A 15,265-nucleotide genomic window follows, 5' to 3' on the forward strand; every position below is an offset into this window, starting at 1 on the left:
CGCTACGCCGCTACGCCGCTCCGGCGCCCGTCAGCGACCGCACCTCGCTCTCCGCGTGCCGGGCCTCGTCCGGGACCTCCGGCGAGGTGACCGTGCCCAGCCAGCCCGCGAGGAAGCCCAGCGGGATCGAGACCAACCCCGGGTTCTGCAGCGGGAAGTACTGCAGGTCGACGTCCGGGAAGAGCGAGTCGGGGCTGCCCGAGACGACCGGGGACAGCACCACCAGCACGACCGCCGGGACCAGACCGCCGTAGACGGCCCACACGGCACCCCGGGTGGTGAAACCGCGCCAGAACAGGGAGTAGGCCAGGACGGGCAGGTTCGACGACGCGGCGACGGCGAAGGCGAGACCCACCAGGAACGCGACGTTGAGGTCCCGCGCCAGCAGGCCGAGCGCGATCGCCACCACGCCGACCCCGACCGCGGCGAGACGGGCCACCGCCACCTCGCTGCGCGGCTTGCCGCCCTTGCGCCGCAGGGAGGCGTACAGATCGTGGGCCACCGACGCCGAGGACGCGAGCGTGATCCCGGCGACCACGGCCAGGATCGTGGCGAAGGCGATCGCGGCGACGACGGCGAAGAGAACCGTTCCCCCGGTGCTTCCCGCACCACCGCCGAGGTCGAGCGCCAGCAGCGGAACCGCCGTGTTGCCCGCCGCGTTCGACCCGCGCACCGCATCAGGGCCCACGATCGCGGCCGCACCGAACCCGAGCACGATCGTCATCAGGTAGAAGCCGCCGATGAGCCCCACCGCCCACACGACCGAACGGCGTGCGGCGCGCGCGGTGGGCACGGTGTAGAAGCGGGACAGGATGTGCGGCAGTCCCGCCGTGCCCAGGACCAGGGCCAGTCCCAGGCTGATGAGGTCGAGCCGCGCGGTCCAGTCGCCGCCGAACTTCAGCCCGGGCGCCAGGAACGCCTGCCCGTGTCCGCTGCGCTCGGCCGCCGTGAGCAGCAGCCGGTTGAGGTCGCCGTGGAAGCGCAGGAGGACGAGCACCGTCAGCGCGACGGTGCCGCCGAGCAGCAGGACGGCCTTGACGATCTGGATCCAGGTGGTCGCCCGCATCCCTCCCAGCGACACGTAGACGACCATGAGCGCCCCGACGCCGATGACGGTCCAGGCGCGTGCCGCTCCGCTCGTGCCGCCGAGCAGCAGCGCCACCAGGCTGCCCGCCCCGACCATCTGTGCCACCAGGTACAGAACGGACACGGTGACGGAGGAGGTTCCCGCAGCGATCCGCACCGGCCGCTCCCTCATCCGGGCCGCCACGACGTCGGCGAGCGTGAACCGGCCGCAGTTGCGGACCAGTTCGGCGACGAAGAACAGCACCACCAGCCAGGCCACCAGGAATCCGACGACGTACAGCAGCCCGTCGTACCCGAACAGCGCGATGAGTCCGGTGACACCCAGGAAGGAGGCGGCCGACATGTAGTCACCCGCGATGGCAAAACCATTCTCCATGGGCGTGAACAGCCGCCCGCCCGCGTAGAACTCCTCGGCTGAACCACGCCGGTTGCGCCCCACCCACGTCGTGATCGCCAGCGTGACCGCGACGAACGCGGCGAACAGCAGCAGCGCCAGGGTCTGATGCTCATCCGTCATGAGGCACCGCCGCTCGCTCCGCGCGTCAGTTCCTGCGTGTCCCAGCGCAGTTCCAGCGCCGCCCGGTCCCGGCGCAGCCGCGCGTGCCGCGCGTACGCCCAGGTCAGCAGGAACGTGGTCAGGAACTGGCCGAGCCCGGCCACCAGGGCCACGTTCACGGCGCCCGCCACGGGCCTGGCCATGATCTCCGGCACGGTCGTGGCCGCCACGACGTAGCCCACGTACCAGGCGAAGAAGGCCGCGAAGGCCGGCACCACGAATCTCCGGTACCGCCGCCGCACCTCCTGGAAGGCCGCGCTGCGCTGCACCTCCAGGTACACGTCGGCCGCCGCGGCGCCGGTCGAGCCCCCCTCGCGCGCCGTGGGCACCGTCGCCGGGGCGGGCGCTCCGGCGCCCTCCGGCTCGCCCCAGCCGGAGGCGAGGGCGTCGTACCAGGGGTCGTCGTACCTCGGCCGTACGGCCTCCTCGGCGTACTCCGGGGCATGACCGTCGAGCCACTCGACCGAACTCTCCCGACCGGCCCCGACGTCGTGAGGACGGCCCTTGCTTGACTGCATGCCCAAGGATGGACAGAACGGGAAGATCCCCGACTCTTCTTCCCCCCGCTCTTCACCCCATCAGGTGACCCGGACCCCGGGAGCCCGCGCCGGCGCCCTGCAGGAGCGCCGCACGCCCCGGCATCCGCCGCCCCTCGCCCTTCCTCGGCCAGGAACGCCGAACGCCCGCCGGGAGCGGCAGTCGCGCTCCCGGCGGGCGCTGAGCCCGGCGAAGCCGTTACGCGTCGATGCGCGACCGGTCCAGCGTCGCCGCCGAGTTGGAGATGAACTCCTTGCGCGGCGCGACGTCGTTGCCCATCAGCAGGTCGAAGACCTGCTCGGCGGCCTCCAGGTCGGAGAGGTTGATCCGGCGCAGCGTGCGGTGGCGCGGGTCCATGGTGGTCTCGGCCAGCTGGTCGGCGTCCATCTCACCGAGGCCCTTGTAACGCTGGATCGAGTCCTTGTACCGGATGCCCTTGCTCTGGAACTCCATGAGCTTGTCGCGCAGTTCCCGGTCCGAGTACGTGTAGACGTACTTGTCCTGGCCCTTCTTGGGCTGGCTGATCTCGATCCGGTGCAGCGGCGGCACCGCCGCGAACACCCGGCCGGCCTCGACCATGGGCCGCATGTAGCGGTGGAAGAGGGTCAGCAGCAGCGTGCGGATGTGGGAGCCGTCGACATCGGCGTCGGTCATCATGATGATCTTGCCGTAGCGGGCCGCGTCGATGTCGAAGGTCCGCCCGGAGCCGGCCCCTATGACCTGGATGATCGCGCCGCACTCGGCGTTCTTCAGCATGTCCGTGACGGACGACTTCTGGACGTTGAGGATCTTGCCGCGGATCGGCAGCAGCGCCTGGAACTCGGAGTTCCGGGCGAGCTTCGCCGTGCCGAGCGCGGAGTCGCCCTCGACGATGAACAGCTCGCTGCGGTCGACGTCGTCGCTGCGGCAGTCGGCGAGCTTGGCCGGCAGGGACGAGGACTCCAGGGCCGTCTTGCGGCGCTGCGCGTCCTTGTGCTGCCGGGCCGCGATGCGCGTACGGGCCGCGGCGACGGCCTTCTCCATGACGACACGGGCCTGCTGGGCGGCGTCGCGCTTCGTGGACGTCAGGAAGGCCTTGAGTTCCTTGCTGATCACGTTGTTCACGATCCGGCGGGCCGCCGAGGTCCCCAGGACCTCCTTCGTCTGACCCTCGAACTGAGGTTCGGCAAGCCGTACGGTGACGACCGCGGTCAGGCCCTCCAGCGCGTCGTCCTTGACGATGTCGTCCTCGGCGACGCGCAGCAGCTTCTTGGCGCGCAGCACCTCGTTCATCGTGGCGGCCACGGCCTGCTCGAAGCCGGCGACGTGGGTGCCGCCCTTGGGCGTGGCGATGATGTTCACGAACGACTTCAGGGTCGTGTCGTACCCGGTGCCCCAGCGCATGGCGACGTCGACGTCGAGCTCGCGGGTGACCTGGGTCGGGGTCATCTGGCCGTGCTCGTCCAGGACCGGCACGGTCTCCCTGAACGTGCCCTGCCCGGAGAACCGGAGGACGTCGCAAACCGGCTTGTCGGTGGCCAGGTACTCGCAGAACTCGCTGATGCCGCCGTCGAAGCGGAAGGACTCCTCACCCTTGCTGCCGCCCTCGCCGAGCCCGTACTCGTCCCGGACGACGATGGTCAGGCCGGGCACCAGGAACGCGGTCTGGCGGGCGCGCTGGTGCAGCGTCTCCAGGTTGAGCTTGGCGTCCTTGAGGAAGATCTGGCGGTCGGCCCAGTAGCGCACGCGCGTGCCGGTGCGGTTCTTCGGGATCTTCCTGGCCTTGCGCAGGCCGCTCTTCGCCTCGAACTTGGCGTCCTGGCCGTTGCCGGCGAAGGCACCGGGGACACCGCGCCGGAAGCTGATCGCGTGGGTGTGGCCACCGCGGTCCACCTCGACGTCCAGCCGGGCGGACAGGGCGTTCACCACGGAGGCGCCCACGCCGTGCAGACCGCCGGAGGCCGCGTACGAGCCGCCGCCGAACTTGCCGCCGGCATGCAGCTTGGTCATGACGACCTCGACGCCGGAGAGGCCGGTCTTGGGCTCGACGTCGACGGGGATGCCCCGGCCGTTGTCCCGGACCTCGACCGAGCCGTCGTCATGGAGGATGACCTCGATGTGGTCGCAGTAACCACCGAGGGCCTCGTCGACGGAATTGTCGATGATCTCCCAGAGGCAGTGCATCAGACCGCGGCTGTCGGTCGATCCGATGTACATGCCAGGGCGCTTGCGCACGGCCTCGAGCCCCTCGAGGACGAGCAGGTGCCGCGCGGTGTAGTTGGAACCGTCCCGGTCTGCTCCTGCCAGCAGAGCTGTGGACGGCACGGACGTCTCGGCGGTCACGCGGTTCGCTCCTCGCTGAATTTCAGATGGGGCCCTCATGGGTAAGGGCGCGGCTTCAGTCACCGGTGAGAGGGTACCCAGGCCTGGTAGAGCCCTTGTAACGCCACCCTCGTCGGGAAACTCAGACTAGTCCAGACTCGCATGTCTGTTCGATCCCTCGATGGAGTGAAGTCCACATCACGTTCCCTTCCAGGCATGAACCATTTAGGCTCCGGGCACGTCCTCATGAACAACCGGCAACCCAGCCGGGAGGACCGACCACCGATACGACGCGAAGCCCCGTAAGACACATAGACACGCAATACGGCACATTCGCCGCCAACCGGCAGCAGACAGCCGCCTCGGAAGATTTTTTCGAGGAAAAGCCACGAGCGGGAACGTTTTGGGGCTGGTTGGATGTTGACCCTGGTACGACAGCTCGTCGAGCTAGAGAAGAGGCGACGTGACTACTGTTCTGACCCCTGCGAGCCAGTTGACGGCCGCTGATCGCTGCGACCGCTGCGGCGCCCAGGCGTACCTGCGCGTCGTCCTGCTCAGCGGCGGAGAGCTGCTCTTCTGCGCCCACCACGGGCGCAAGTTCGAGCCGGAACTCAAGAAGATCGCCGCTGAGATACAGGACGAGACGGAGCGACTGACGGCCGCTCCCGCGACCGCCTCCGAAGAAGACCGCTGACACCGCGCGTCCGACGACGAGCCAGCCCGGCACAGGCCGGTGAACGGGCGGCTGCCTCCCCGAGGCAGCCGCCCGCCCTCATCCCACGGAGCCGTGCGCGCCGCGCTGGACGCCTCACACACTTCCCCGCCCGGAATCGGTGCACTTCCGGGGCGGGCTCTCTTTAGGGGCCGGTCTTCTTGCGGACCGGCCCCGCCCCCTGCTTGGGGGTTCCTCAGCCCCGGGCCCAGCCGAGCGTCCGCATGATGTCGGACACCCGCATGTACACACCGGGGCTGCCGGCCCGCCCGCAGCCGATCCCCCAGGACACCAGGCCGATCAGCCGCCCCTGAGCGACCAGCGGCCCCCCGCTGTCGCCCTGGCAGGCGTCCCGGCCCCCTTCCGGTTCCCCGGCGCACAGCATGCTCCCGGCGTCGTAGGTGCCGTCGGCCCCGCCCGGATACGCCTCCTCACACAGAGCGTCGGGGAGTACGCGTACCCGTGCCGCGCGCAGATCGCTGGGGTACTCCCCGGCACCGGAGACATCACCCCACCCGTACACCGTCGCGACACCGCCGGCCGTGTACGCCGGGTCACCGGGGGGCGCCATGGCGATGACGGAGTCGGCGGGAAGCGGCCGGGCCAGACTGAGCACCGCGAAGTCCCCGATGTTGCTCACGCTGTCGTAGGCAGGGTTCACCCACGTGGAACGCACGGTGATCTCCTGACCGCCGCGGTCGGAGAGCAGGTCCGTGCGGCCGGTTATGACCTTGAGGTCCTTCAGCTGCTCCGCGGGCCCGCCCAGGACCGCCCTGTCCAGGCAGTGCGCCGCCGTGAGAACGGTGGTGCGGCCGACCACCACCCCGCCGCAGAACTGTCCGGCGCGCGTACCTCCGAACCGGTCACGGCTGGACAGGGCCACCGTCCAGGGGCTCTGCGACGCGTCGACGGGGAATCCGCCTATGACCACACTGTCGGCGGCCACAGGGGTGCTGGAGCCCGCTGACAGGGCGGCTGCGGCGGCTGCCACGGCCAAGGGGCGGACCAGGGCTCGGACCAGGCGACGACGCATGCGCTCTCCTCACTCCGTGATGTCGGCGAGACACCCAGGGTGATCCACCGGGCAGCGCCCCGCACCCGCGCGAGCCTGCGCCCGGCACCCACGCGAGCCTGCGCCCCGCCCCGCGCCGCCCGCCACGGGTGCGCGGCGCGCGCACGACGAAGGCCCGGCCCCCTGAGGGACCGGGCCTTGCGCGTCGTACGAGCTCGATCAGTCGAGGTAGTCGCGCAGCACCTGCGAACGGGACGGGTGGCGCAGCTTCGACATGGTCTTGGACTCGATCTGACGGATGCGCTCACGCGTCACGCCGTAGACCTTGCCGATCTCGTCGAGGGTCTTCGGCTGACCGTCGGTGAGACCGAAGCGCATCGAGACGACGCCCGCCTCGCGCTCGGACAGGGTGTCCAGGACGGAGTGCAGCTGCTCCTGGAGGAGCGTGAAGCTGACCGCGTCGGCCGGGACGACCGCCTCGGAGTCCTCGATGAGGTCACCGAACTCGCTGTCGCCGTCCTCGCCGAGGGGCGTGTGCAGCGAGATGGGTTCGCGACCGTACTTCTGGACCTCGATGACCTTCTCCGGGGTCATGTCGAGCTCCTTGGCCAGCTCCTCCGGGGTGGGCTCGCGGCCCAGGTCCTGGAGCATCTGGCGCTGCACGCGCGCGAGCTTGTTGATGACCTCGACCATGTGCACCGGGATACGGATGGTGCGGGCCTGGTCGGCCATGGCGCGGGTGATCGCCTGCCGGATCCACCAGGTGGCGTACGTGGAGAACTTGTAGCCCTTGGTGTAGTCGAACTTCTCGACCGCGCGGATCAGACCGAGGTTGCCCTCCTGGATGAGGTCCAGGAAGAGCATGCCGCGGCCGGTGTAGCGCTTGGCCAGGGAGACCACCAGGCGGAGGTTGGCCTCCAGCAGGTGGTTCTTGGCGCGGCGGCCGTCCTCGGCGATGATCTCCAGCTCGCGCTTGAGCTTGGGTGCCAGCTTGTCGGCGTTGGCCAGCTTGTCCTCGGCGAACAGGCCCGCCTCGATGCGCTTGGCGAGCTCGACCTCCTGCTCGGCGTTGAGCAGCGGGACCTTGCCGATCTGCTTGAGGTAGTCCTTGACCGGGTCGGCGGTGGCACCGGCGGCGGCGACCTGCTGCGCGGGCGCGTCGTCCTCGTCCTCGTCGGACAGCACGAAGCCCGCGGCCTCGGTGCCCTCGGGCTCCTCGCCGGCCTTGCCGGGGGCTGCTTCCTCGAGCACCTCCTCTTCGAGGAGCTCGGCGTCGTCCTTCTTGGCGCTGGTCTTCTTGGCCGCCGTCTTCTTCGTGGCGGCGGTGGTCTTCTTCGCCGCCGCCTTCTTGGCGGTGGTCTTCTTGGCGGCTGCCTTCTTGGCGGGCGCCTCCTCCTCGGCGGCGGGCTCCGCTGCGGGGGCCGCCGGCGTGGCGGTGGTGGCGGCCTTCCTGGTGGTCACCGCCTTGGCAGCGACCGTCTTGGTGGCGGTGCGCTTGGCGGGACTCTTCGCTGCGACGCTCTTTCGGGTGCGCTTGGGCTCTGCGGCACTGACCATCAGCGTCACACCCTCTTCCTCGAGGATCTGGTTGAGGCTGCGCAGTACGTTCTTCCACTGAGTGGCCGGAATCTGGTCAGCTTCGAAGGCCCGACGCACGTCATCGCCGGCGATCTGCCCCTCAGCCTTTCCCCGCTCAATGAGCGCCATGACAGAGACGGACTCGGCGATCTCCGGCGGGAGCGTACGGGATGTGCTGGCCGACACGAACAACCTCTCGGAACGTTGGAAAACGGCTTCCGGCCCCGTCCACAGGGACAGGAGCCGACCGCCGGCTTGGGGATGGGCCGACGGCGCGGGCGGGGGCCGGGGAGATGCACAGCGCCGTGAACGGCGTCCGTATTCCCTCCGCGGCTGTCACCTCTTAGGTCATCGCGTTCTTCCCACGAGCGTTACGCCCAATCTGCGTGGCCCGAGTCACACCCCGTAAGCGAACAAAAACGGTCAGACGCGGGCAAAGGATGTCACCTCTGGCACCGCCCCGGCCGCCCTGGTGGTTCCACGGCCCCTTCGCGCCGTCGGACCCCGCAGGATCACCAAGGATCCCACGGGGTCCGACGGGAGGCGGTTCACCGAGCGGGCGCTGCCACAGGAGGGGGGTGGCACACCCGACCGCGCCGCCCGTGGAACGCGGTCAGTGCTCGCGCGGGGCGGGCACCACGCGTTCCACCTCGGGGTGGACCGTGAGCAGTTGCCGCATGGCCGCCTCGGCCCCGGCGCCGTCGCCGGTGGCGAGGGCGTCACAGATGCGGCCGTGGTGCGCCAGGGACGCCTCGTTCGGCCGGTCACAGCCGGTGACCGGGCCGCCGGAGACCTGGAGGGCGGAGGAGACGATCCCGGAGAGGTGCTCCAGCATGCGGTTGCCCGCGATCTGGATGAGCAGCGAGTGGAACTCGGAGTCGGCGCGGGAGAAGGTGAGCGCGTCACCCTGGGCCAGCGCGTGCCCCATGATCTCGACCATGTCGCCGAGGCGCTGCTGGACCTCCTCGCGCCCGTGCCCCGCGGCGAGGCGGGCGGCGAGCGGCTCGATCGTCCAGCGCAGCTCGCTCAGCTCACGGCGCTGATCGTCGCGCTGCGGCCCGAAGGCCCGCCACTCGATGATGTCCGGGTCGAGGAGGTTCCAGTCACTGACGGGGCGCACGCGCGTGCCGACGTTCGGTCGGGCGCTGACCAGGCCCTTGGCCTCCAGGACGCGGAGCGACTCGCGGACGACGGTGCGGGAGACCTCGAAGCGCTGGCCGATCTCCTCGGGCACCAGCGGACGGTCGGCGCCCAGATCGCCGGAGACGATCATCTGACCCAGCTGCTGAACGAGTTGGCCGTGCAGCCCGCGCCCGCGGCTGCCCGCCGCGCGCCGGCCGACACGGCCCAGCTCCGGGTCTCCGCCGTCCCAGACAGGGGCGCCGACACGGTCGACGGCGGGCGCCTCGGCGTAGGGGTAGCGGTCGAGTTCGCCCGGGCTCGCGAGGCCGGAGTCAGCGGAGCGGGCGGCGGTCATCATGGTGTGCGCAAGGGTACTCACGCATCCTTTGTCGGCGTCGTCTCCAACTCCCTTGAGGTCTTTGGTGAAAAGCACACGAAAGGGTGATCGCTCACCCCGTCGCAATTGACGCCTTATCGGAAAGAAATGGGCGTTCTGCGGGGAGTTGTGCGCAGGGCCGAACTAAGGGTTACGGACAGTCGTCACCGGAGCCGGCTGCGCAGGCCGGTGAGCAGGTAGGCGCAGAGCAGAGCGGCCAGCGACAACGCCAGCGCACCGCCCACGGGTTGGGAGACCATGCGCAGGGCGGCTTCCAGATAGCGCTCTCCCCCGAAGGGCCATCGCGGCACCAGGGTCTCGCGCAGCCGCATGGGGAGCCCGGCCGCTGTTCGCACGGACGGTCCGTTCAGGAGCTGGTGTACGACGGGCACCACGAGCAGGGGCACGGCGGCCACGGCGGCGAGACCGGCCGTGGTGGACCGGAAGACTCCAGCGGCCAGCACCCCCGCCCAGGCACAGCCCACCACCAGCCCGATCCAACTCGCGGTGAGGGGCAACCAGTCGGCGGGAACCTGGGCGAGTTCCCGTCCGTAGACGAGATAGAGCACTTCGGCGTCGCAGCCGACGGTGAGGACGGCCAGTGTCAGCGCGGTGGCCGAGGCGACGAGCAGTTTGGCGACCAGCAGCCCCAGCCGGCGGGGCACGGTGCCGCGGTCCGCCGCCAGGGCGGGGTGGCGGAACTCGTCCCCGAAGGCCAGCGCGCCGAGCAGGCCCGCGCCGAGCGCCGCCGGCGGCAGGGGCAGTTCCTGGGGCCACGCCGCCAGCAGGCGCGGCTGCGGGGTGTGCCCGATGCGGGCGAGCACGACGGCGGTCACGGCGGACACGACGAGCACGACGGCCCCGGTGAGGAACCCGGTCCCGATCCCGGCGGCACGCCGGATCTCGTAGCGCAGCGGGCGCAGGGGGCTCGGCGCGGGCCGCACGGAGATGGGGGGCGGCAGCGGGGGAAGGGCATCGTGGGGACGCGCGTCGAGGGTGCGGGCTTCTGGGGCGCGGGCGTCCAGAGATCGGGCCTTGAGCTCGCGGGCGTCGAAAGGACCGGAGTCGAGCGTGTGGACTTCGAGGGCGTTCGTGGCACGGGTTGTGGCGCCGCCAGATGAGCGGGGGCCGGAGCTGCCGCTCGCGGGTTCCGTGCCGACGAGGGAAGGCTGCGGCAGGCCCGGCTCACCGGCCGGGGCCTCCGTACCGACCGGCGGCTGCCACTGCGGCTCCGACTCCGACTGCGGCTGCGGTTCCGACTCCGATTCCGACTCCGGCTGCGGCTGCGGCTGCGGCTGCGGCTGCGGCTGCGGCTGCGGCGAGAATCCACGGCCGTCGATCGGTGCGGCCGTCTCATCCGGCACACACTGCGGTGAGGGTGTCGTCCCGGCCTCCGGCGCTCCGCCGCTTGGAGTGCTGGAGGCCGGGACGGCGGCGTCCGAGCACTCGTGGGGCTCACCGACGCGCTGGACGGGTGGGGTGGGGGCCGACGCCTCCTCCGCGTCTGCCTCCGGGGACTGGGCGCTGGGAGGCGAGTCCAGCGTGGGGCGCCGCTCGGCGGTGACGGTGACGGGCTGCGCGGCGGTCGGGCTCGGCACGGCAGGAGCGACTCCGGCGCCGGGCCCCATGTCCCCGATCTCGTCCGCGAGTTGATGGACGACGATGTTGTGACGGAATGCGATCTCCCCAATGTCCGCGCAGGTACTGCCGTACACGGAAAGGCGGTTGCCGCCCTCGCGCACGACTTCGACGGAGCGCTGCGCCGTGCGGGCCTGTTTGGCCAGCAATGCGGCGAGACGGGCCGCGTGCGGGCTGCGTACGGCGACCCGGGGACGCAGCCGGGTCCGTGCGAACTCCGCGGCCTCCTGGTCGGCCACCAGCCTGCCCTGCTCCAGAGTGACGACGCGGTCGGCGGTGCGGGCGGCCTCCTTGGGGTCGGCCGTGGTGAACAGGACCGTTCCGCCCTGGGCGGCGTGGGCCCGCAGCATGCCGTGCAGCCAGGCGCTCTCGCGCGCGGAGAGGTTCCCGGCGGGGTCGTCGAGAACGAGGGTGTGCGGGTCTGCCAGGAGCACGCACGCGAGGCCGAGCCGGCGGTCCATGCCGCGCGAGAGAGTGCCGAGACGCTCCTCGCGCAGGCTCACGAGCCCGACCGCTTCGAGGACTTCGTCGGCGCGCCGGACCGGGACCCCCGCCGCGGCGCACAGCATGCGCAGGTGCCCACGGACCGTCCGGGCCGGGTGCCCCGGCACGTCTCCGAGCAGGACGCCGACCTCGCGTGAGGGGTGGGCGATGCGATGCAGGGGGCGGCCCCGGAAGTAGGTGATGCCCCGGCCCTGTTGGAGCTCCAGCATGAGCCTGAGGACCGTTGTCTTTCCGGCGCCCGGTGCACCGAGCAGCGCGGTGACACGGCCCGCTCGCGCCTGGAAGGAGACGTCGTCGGCCGCGGGCGGAAGCTCTTTACGGGGGTTGCTGGTCAGTCCGAAGGCCTCGATCACCCGCAGCAAGATAGCGCGCTATGTCCGGTTTTTCGGGCACCTGGCCCTCTCCCACACGGTCTGCCCGGCGCGGTTGCGACCTCAACCCGGCCACACACGGCTCTCGGTCGGAGACCCGTCGCGCCACGCGTGCCCGCTCAGACCTCGGGGCGCAGCATCGGAGGGTTGAGCAGAGTCGCCCCGCCCGCACGGAACAACTGCGCCGGGCGGCCACCCTGCCTGGTGGTCGTCCCACCGGTGGGGACGAGGAAGCCGGGTGTGCCCGTCACCTTGCGGTGGAAGTTGCGCGGGTCGAGCGCCACGCCCCACACCGCCTCGTAGACACGGCGCAGCTCCCCCACGGTGAACTCGGGCGGGCAGAACGCCGTGGCCAGCGACGAGTACTCGATCTTCGAGCGGGCCCGTTCGACCCCGTCCGCGAGGATCTGCGCGTGATCGAAGGCCAGCGGCGCGACCGGCTCGGCGTCCCGCCCGTAGCCGCCCTGCTGCAGCAGTTCCTCGACCGGAGCCCACCGGGCGTTGCTGGCGTCACCACCGGCCCTGGGCGCGGGCAGATCGGGCGCGAGGGCGAGGTGAGCGACGCTGACGACCCGCATCCGGGGGTCGCGCTTGGGGTCGCCGTACGTGGCGAGCTGCTCCAGATGAGCGCCGTTGTCCTGAGCGGGCACGGCAGGATCATGGACTCGCAGCCCGGTCTCCTCGGCCAGCTCGCGTGCCGCCGCCTGCGCCAGGTCCTCGTCGGCCCGCACGAAACCGCCGGGCAGCGCCCACCGCCCCTGGAACGGCGGTTCACCCCTGCGTACCGCCAGCGCACACAGGGCATGGCGGCGCACGGTCAGCACGACCAGGTCCACGGTGACGGCGAAGGGCGGAAACGCTGACGGGTCGTAGGGCATGGCGCGATCATAGTCGTCTGCCTGACGATAAACACTCCTTTCACCGGTCGCTTCGCTTACTGATCCACTTGCGTCCGATATGAGCTCGACTGTCTGTGCCCGCCGGCCGGAAGATGACAGGTCGTGCCAGGTCACACCCCCAGTTGCAACCCGTCGGCCGCCTCTTCGACCATGGCGAGGCCCAGCCTGCTGACCCGCACGGAGAACGGTGCACCGGCCACGCGCAGTCCGGTGAAGCCGATCTCCCCGAGGGGTGCGCTGCGTACGGGTTTCAGGGTGACCGTGCCGGCCGGGGCGTCGGGGCGGATGCCGGCCAGAGTGGTCAGCAGCAGGACTCCGGCGGCCGCCGCGGTGGCCGCCGGGCGGCAGGCCGCGGGGTGCGGGAGCGGGGCGCTGCCCTCCGTGCGCTGCTCCCCCGCGTACATCTCCGGCAGACGGTGCTCGAAGGCCCCGGCGGCCGCGAGGACGCCACGCAGCAGCGAACTCGCCTCCCTCTCGTAGCCGGCGGCGGCCAGCCCCGCGACGGCGAGCGCCGTCTCCTGGACCCGCACCGCCCCGGCGCGGTGCCCGAACGGATTGAAGCCCGGCTCCTTCGCACCGAGACCGCGCAGGCCCCAGCCCGAGTCCATGACAGGGCTGCCGAGCAGCCGGGCCAGGTGCTCGGTCTGCACCTTGTCGAGCAGTCCGGGTGCCATCTCTCCTCCGCCCAGCAAGCCGGTGTCGAGGAGGTGAACCGCGGCCGAGGTCAGATACGGCACGGGCCTGCCGTCCGGGGAACGGGCCACCGCAGGCCTCCCGCCTCCCGGGTCCTCCACCCAGAAGTCGCGCCGGAACGCCGTCCGTGAGGCCTGAGCCCACTGCCGGAGTTCCTCCCCGCCCGTACGTCCGTACGCGTCGAGCAGGTCGGCACCGAGCAGCGCGGCCCGGTGGGCGTGTGCCTGTGTCTCGCAGCGGCTGAGAGGGCCGGGGTGCGGGTCGCGCAGGTACGGGGCGTCGCCGACGGTGGTCCGGAGCCAGGTCAGACACCGCTCGGCGGCGGGGAGCAGGGCCTCCGTCTCCTTCTCGGACAGGCCCCAGCGGCGGGCCTCGGCGAGCAGGGCCGGGAACAGCAGCGTGGCTTCCATGCCGGTGCACTGCGGCGGCAGGAGCGGGCCGGCGTCCCGTCTCGGGCCGGGGATCATTCCGGACTGCGGCCCGGCGCCGGTGAGTTGGGTGCGGGCGAGGATCCGCAGTGTCCCCGCGGCCAGGCCGGTGCCGAGGGGCAGGGCCATGCGGGCGGCGACGAGCGCGTCCGCCGGGGCCAGACCGCAGCGCCAGGGCGCGCCGGCCGCGAGGTGGGTGTCGGCGGGGTGGGCGGAGTCTCGCAGCAGGAGGGCCTGGAGGTCCTCGATGCTCGTCCGCAGCAGAGCGGGGGCTGTGGGATCGTCGCCTTCCGCACGCGCCGCGGCGAGGGGACTGATCGCCGCGCGGCCCACGGCGCGGAGGGGGCCCGCGCCGTCCGGCCGTACCCGCAGTTCCACGCTTCTGCTGCCGCCCGCGGGCAGGTCCAGCTCCCAGCGGAGCAGCCCGGCCGAGGCGAGGGCGTCCGAGGGAGGCGGTTCGGCCGTCACGGACGCGTTGCCGGCGGCACAGGACCAGCGCAGGCCGGAGTCGTGGACGCTGGCGGGGAGTTCGGGCCCCGCGTGGCCCGAGGCGATCGCCCCGAGGTCGGCGAGGTCCGTGCCCAGGGACACCTCGACCGGCAGGCGCAGCGGCCGGGAAGCCGCGCTGTACAGGGTGATCCGCTCGGTGCCGTCCGCGTAGCGGTTGCGTTCCACGACCACGTCCGGGTCCGGGCCCGCCTGCGGTGAGGTGCGCAGCGTGCCCACGAAGCGGGCCCGGTCGGCGGCGGCCATCCGGGCCTGCACTGCCAAGGGCTCCCGCCCGGCCACACGGATCTCACACCGGGAGAGCACGCGGCGGCCGGCTCGGTAGAACCCCTCCAGCCCCCGTCCGGTCAGTTGTCCCTCCTCGGTCGAGATGGCCAGGCCGGGAAGGGCGACGCAGATCATCACCGCGTGAGCGGGCGGCAGATCGGCGGACCAGCGCAGACCGGGGATCGTGGCTCCTCGGGGAGGCGGTGAGGGCACCTGTCCGGTGGAGGTCGGGGCCCGGCCCTGAGCCGGCGGCCGTGAGGGTGAGGCGTCGGCGGACGAGCCCGGGAACCTGGGCCCGAAGCCGTCGACCCGGGTTGCCGCGCGCGGAGGTGCGCCGATGTCGCCCGGCGGCGCTGCGCCCGGCCCAGCCTCGGAGCCGGGCCCGGGCCCGGGCCCGGCCGCCGACACGGCCTCGGGAGGTCGCGGGGGCATGCCCGGGGAAGGACGGCTGTCGGCGGCGGAGGGCGGAGTCGGCTGGTGCATGGGGAGGCTTCCTCTGCGCTCGGTGCGCCTCGATCGGGTTCGGCGCCGGAGGGCTCCGACGGGGCAGGGGCAGGGCGGCGGGCCGGCCGGTCGAGGCGTTCCGCCACTCAGGTGAACGGCGGGGACACCGCCGGGGTCACGCCCGCACCCCGGCCCCTTGCCCGCCCGGGCCGCACCGGCGGCCCAGGCCGGCCG

10 protein-coding genes are annotated in these 15,265 nt (G+C 71.8%); 1 reads left to right on the plus strand and 9 read right to left on the minus strand.

The genetic code is table 11. The annotated features are described in order from the left end of the window. Positions 1-10 precede the first annotated feature (10 nt). The 3 genes from ACPXCS_RS09295 to ACPXCS_RS09305 form a co-directional block, all read right to left on the minus strand. Positions 11-1,603 carry a solute symporter family protein gene (locus ACPXCS_RS09295; protein WP_425944886.1) on the minus strand — a complete coding sequence of 531 codons (1,593 nt, stop codon included), beginning with the start codon at positions 1,601-1,603 and terminating at the stop codon, positions 11-13. Next, the gene (locus ACPXCS_RS09300) at positions 1,600-2,160 is read right to left on the minus strand and encodes a DUF485 domain-containing protein (RefSeq protein WP_425944887.1); all 561 of its coding nucleotides are present in this window, start codon (positions 2,158-2,160) and stop codon (positions 1,600-1,602) included. The genes ACPXCS_RS09295 and ACPXCS_RS09300 overlap by 4 nt, the downstream gene beginning before the upstream one ends. A 217-nt stretch (positions 2,161-2,377) precedes the next feature. Next, positions 2,378-4,501 (minus strand): DNA gyrase/topoisomerase IV subunit B, encoded by a 2,124-nt coding sequence (locus tag ACPXCS_RS09305; RefSeq protein ID WP_425944889.1) that lies wholly within the window; start codon positions 4,499-4,501, stop codon positions 2,378-2,380. A gap of 442 nt (positions 4,502-4,943) precedes the next feature. Between ACPXCS_RS09305 and ACPXCS_RS09310 the strand changes: the two genes are divergently transcribed. Continuing rightward, positions 4,944-5,174 (plus strand): DUF7455 domain-containing protein, encoded by a 231-nt coding sequence (locus ACPXCS_RS09310; RefSeq protein WP_309094441.1) that lies wholly within the window; start codon positions 4,944-4,946, stop codon positions 5,172-5,174. A gap of 214 nt (positions 5,175-5,388) precedes the next feature. Here the strand turns inward: ACPXCS_RS09310 and ACPXCS_RS09315 are convergent, their stop codons facing one another. The 6 genes from ACPXCS_RS09315 to ACPXCS_RS09340 form a co-directional block, all read right to left on the minus strand. Then, positions 5,389-6,225, minus strand: a complete 837-nt coding sequence (locus tag ACPXCS_RS09315; RefSeq protein WP_425944890.1) for a S1 family serine peptidase — start codon at positions 6,223-6,225, stop codon at positions 5,389-5,391. A 198-nt stretch (positions 6,226-6,423) separates the two neighbouring features. Next, on the minus strand, positions 6,424-7,968 hold the full coding sequence (locus ACPXCS_RS09320; protein ID WP_425944891.1) for an RNA polymerase sigma factor: 1,545 nt from the start codon (positions 7,966-7,968) through the stop codon (positions 6,424-6,426). Between the two features lie 427 nt (positions 7,969-8,395). After that, a complete protein-coding gene (locus tag ACPXCS_RS09325; RefSeq protein WP_425944892.1) occupies positions 8,396-9,283 on the minus strand; it encodes a FadR/GntR family transcriptional regulator in 888 nt (295 codons plus the stop codon). A 161-nt stretch (positions 9,284-9,444) separates the two neighbouring features. Continuing rightward, positions 9,445-11,775: an ATP-binding cassette domain-containing protein gene (locus ACPXCS_RS09330; RefSeq protein ID WP_425944893.1), complete on the minus strand. Its 2,331-nt coding sequence runs from the start codon at positions 11,773-11,775 to the stop codon at positions 9,445-9,447. Between the two features lie 137 nt (positions 11,776-11,912). Further along, complete coding sequence (locus ACPXCS_RS09335) at positions 11,913-12,671, minus strand: NUDIX hydrolase (RefSeq protein WP_184589838.1); 759 nt, start codon at positions 12,669-12,671, stop codon at positions 11,913-11,915. A gap of 131 nt (positions 12,672-12,802) precedes the next feature. Then, positions 12,803-14,722 (minus strand): glycogen debranching N-terminal domain-containing protein, encoded by a 1,920-nt coding sequence (locus ACPXCS_RS09340; RefSeq protein ID WP_425944975.1) that lies wholly within the window; start codon positions 14,720-14,722, stop codon positions 12,803-12,805. Between the last annotated feature and the right edge of the window lie 543 nt (positions 14,723-15,265).

It is taken from the genome of Streptomyces sp. DT190 (assembly GCF_049846985.1).
GTDB lineage: Bacteria > Actinomycetota > Actinomycetes > Streptomycetales > Streptomycetaceae > Streptomyces.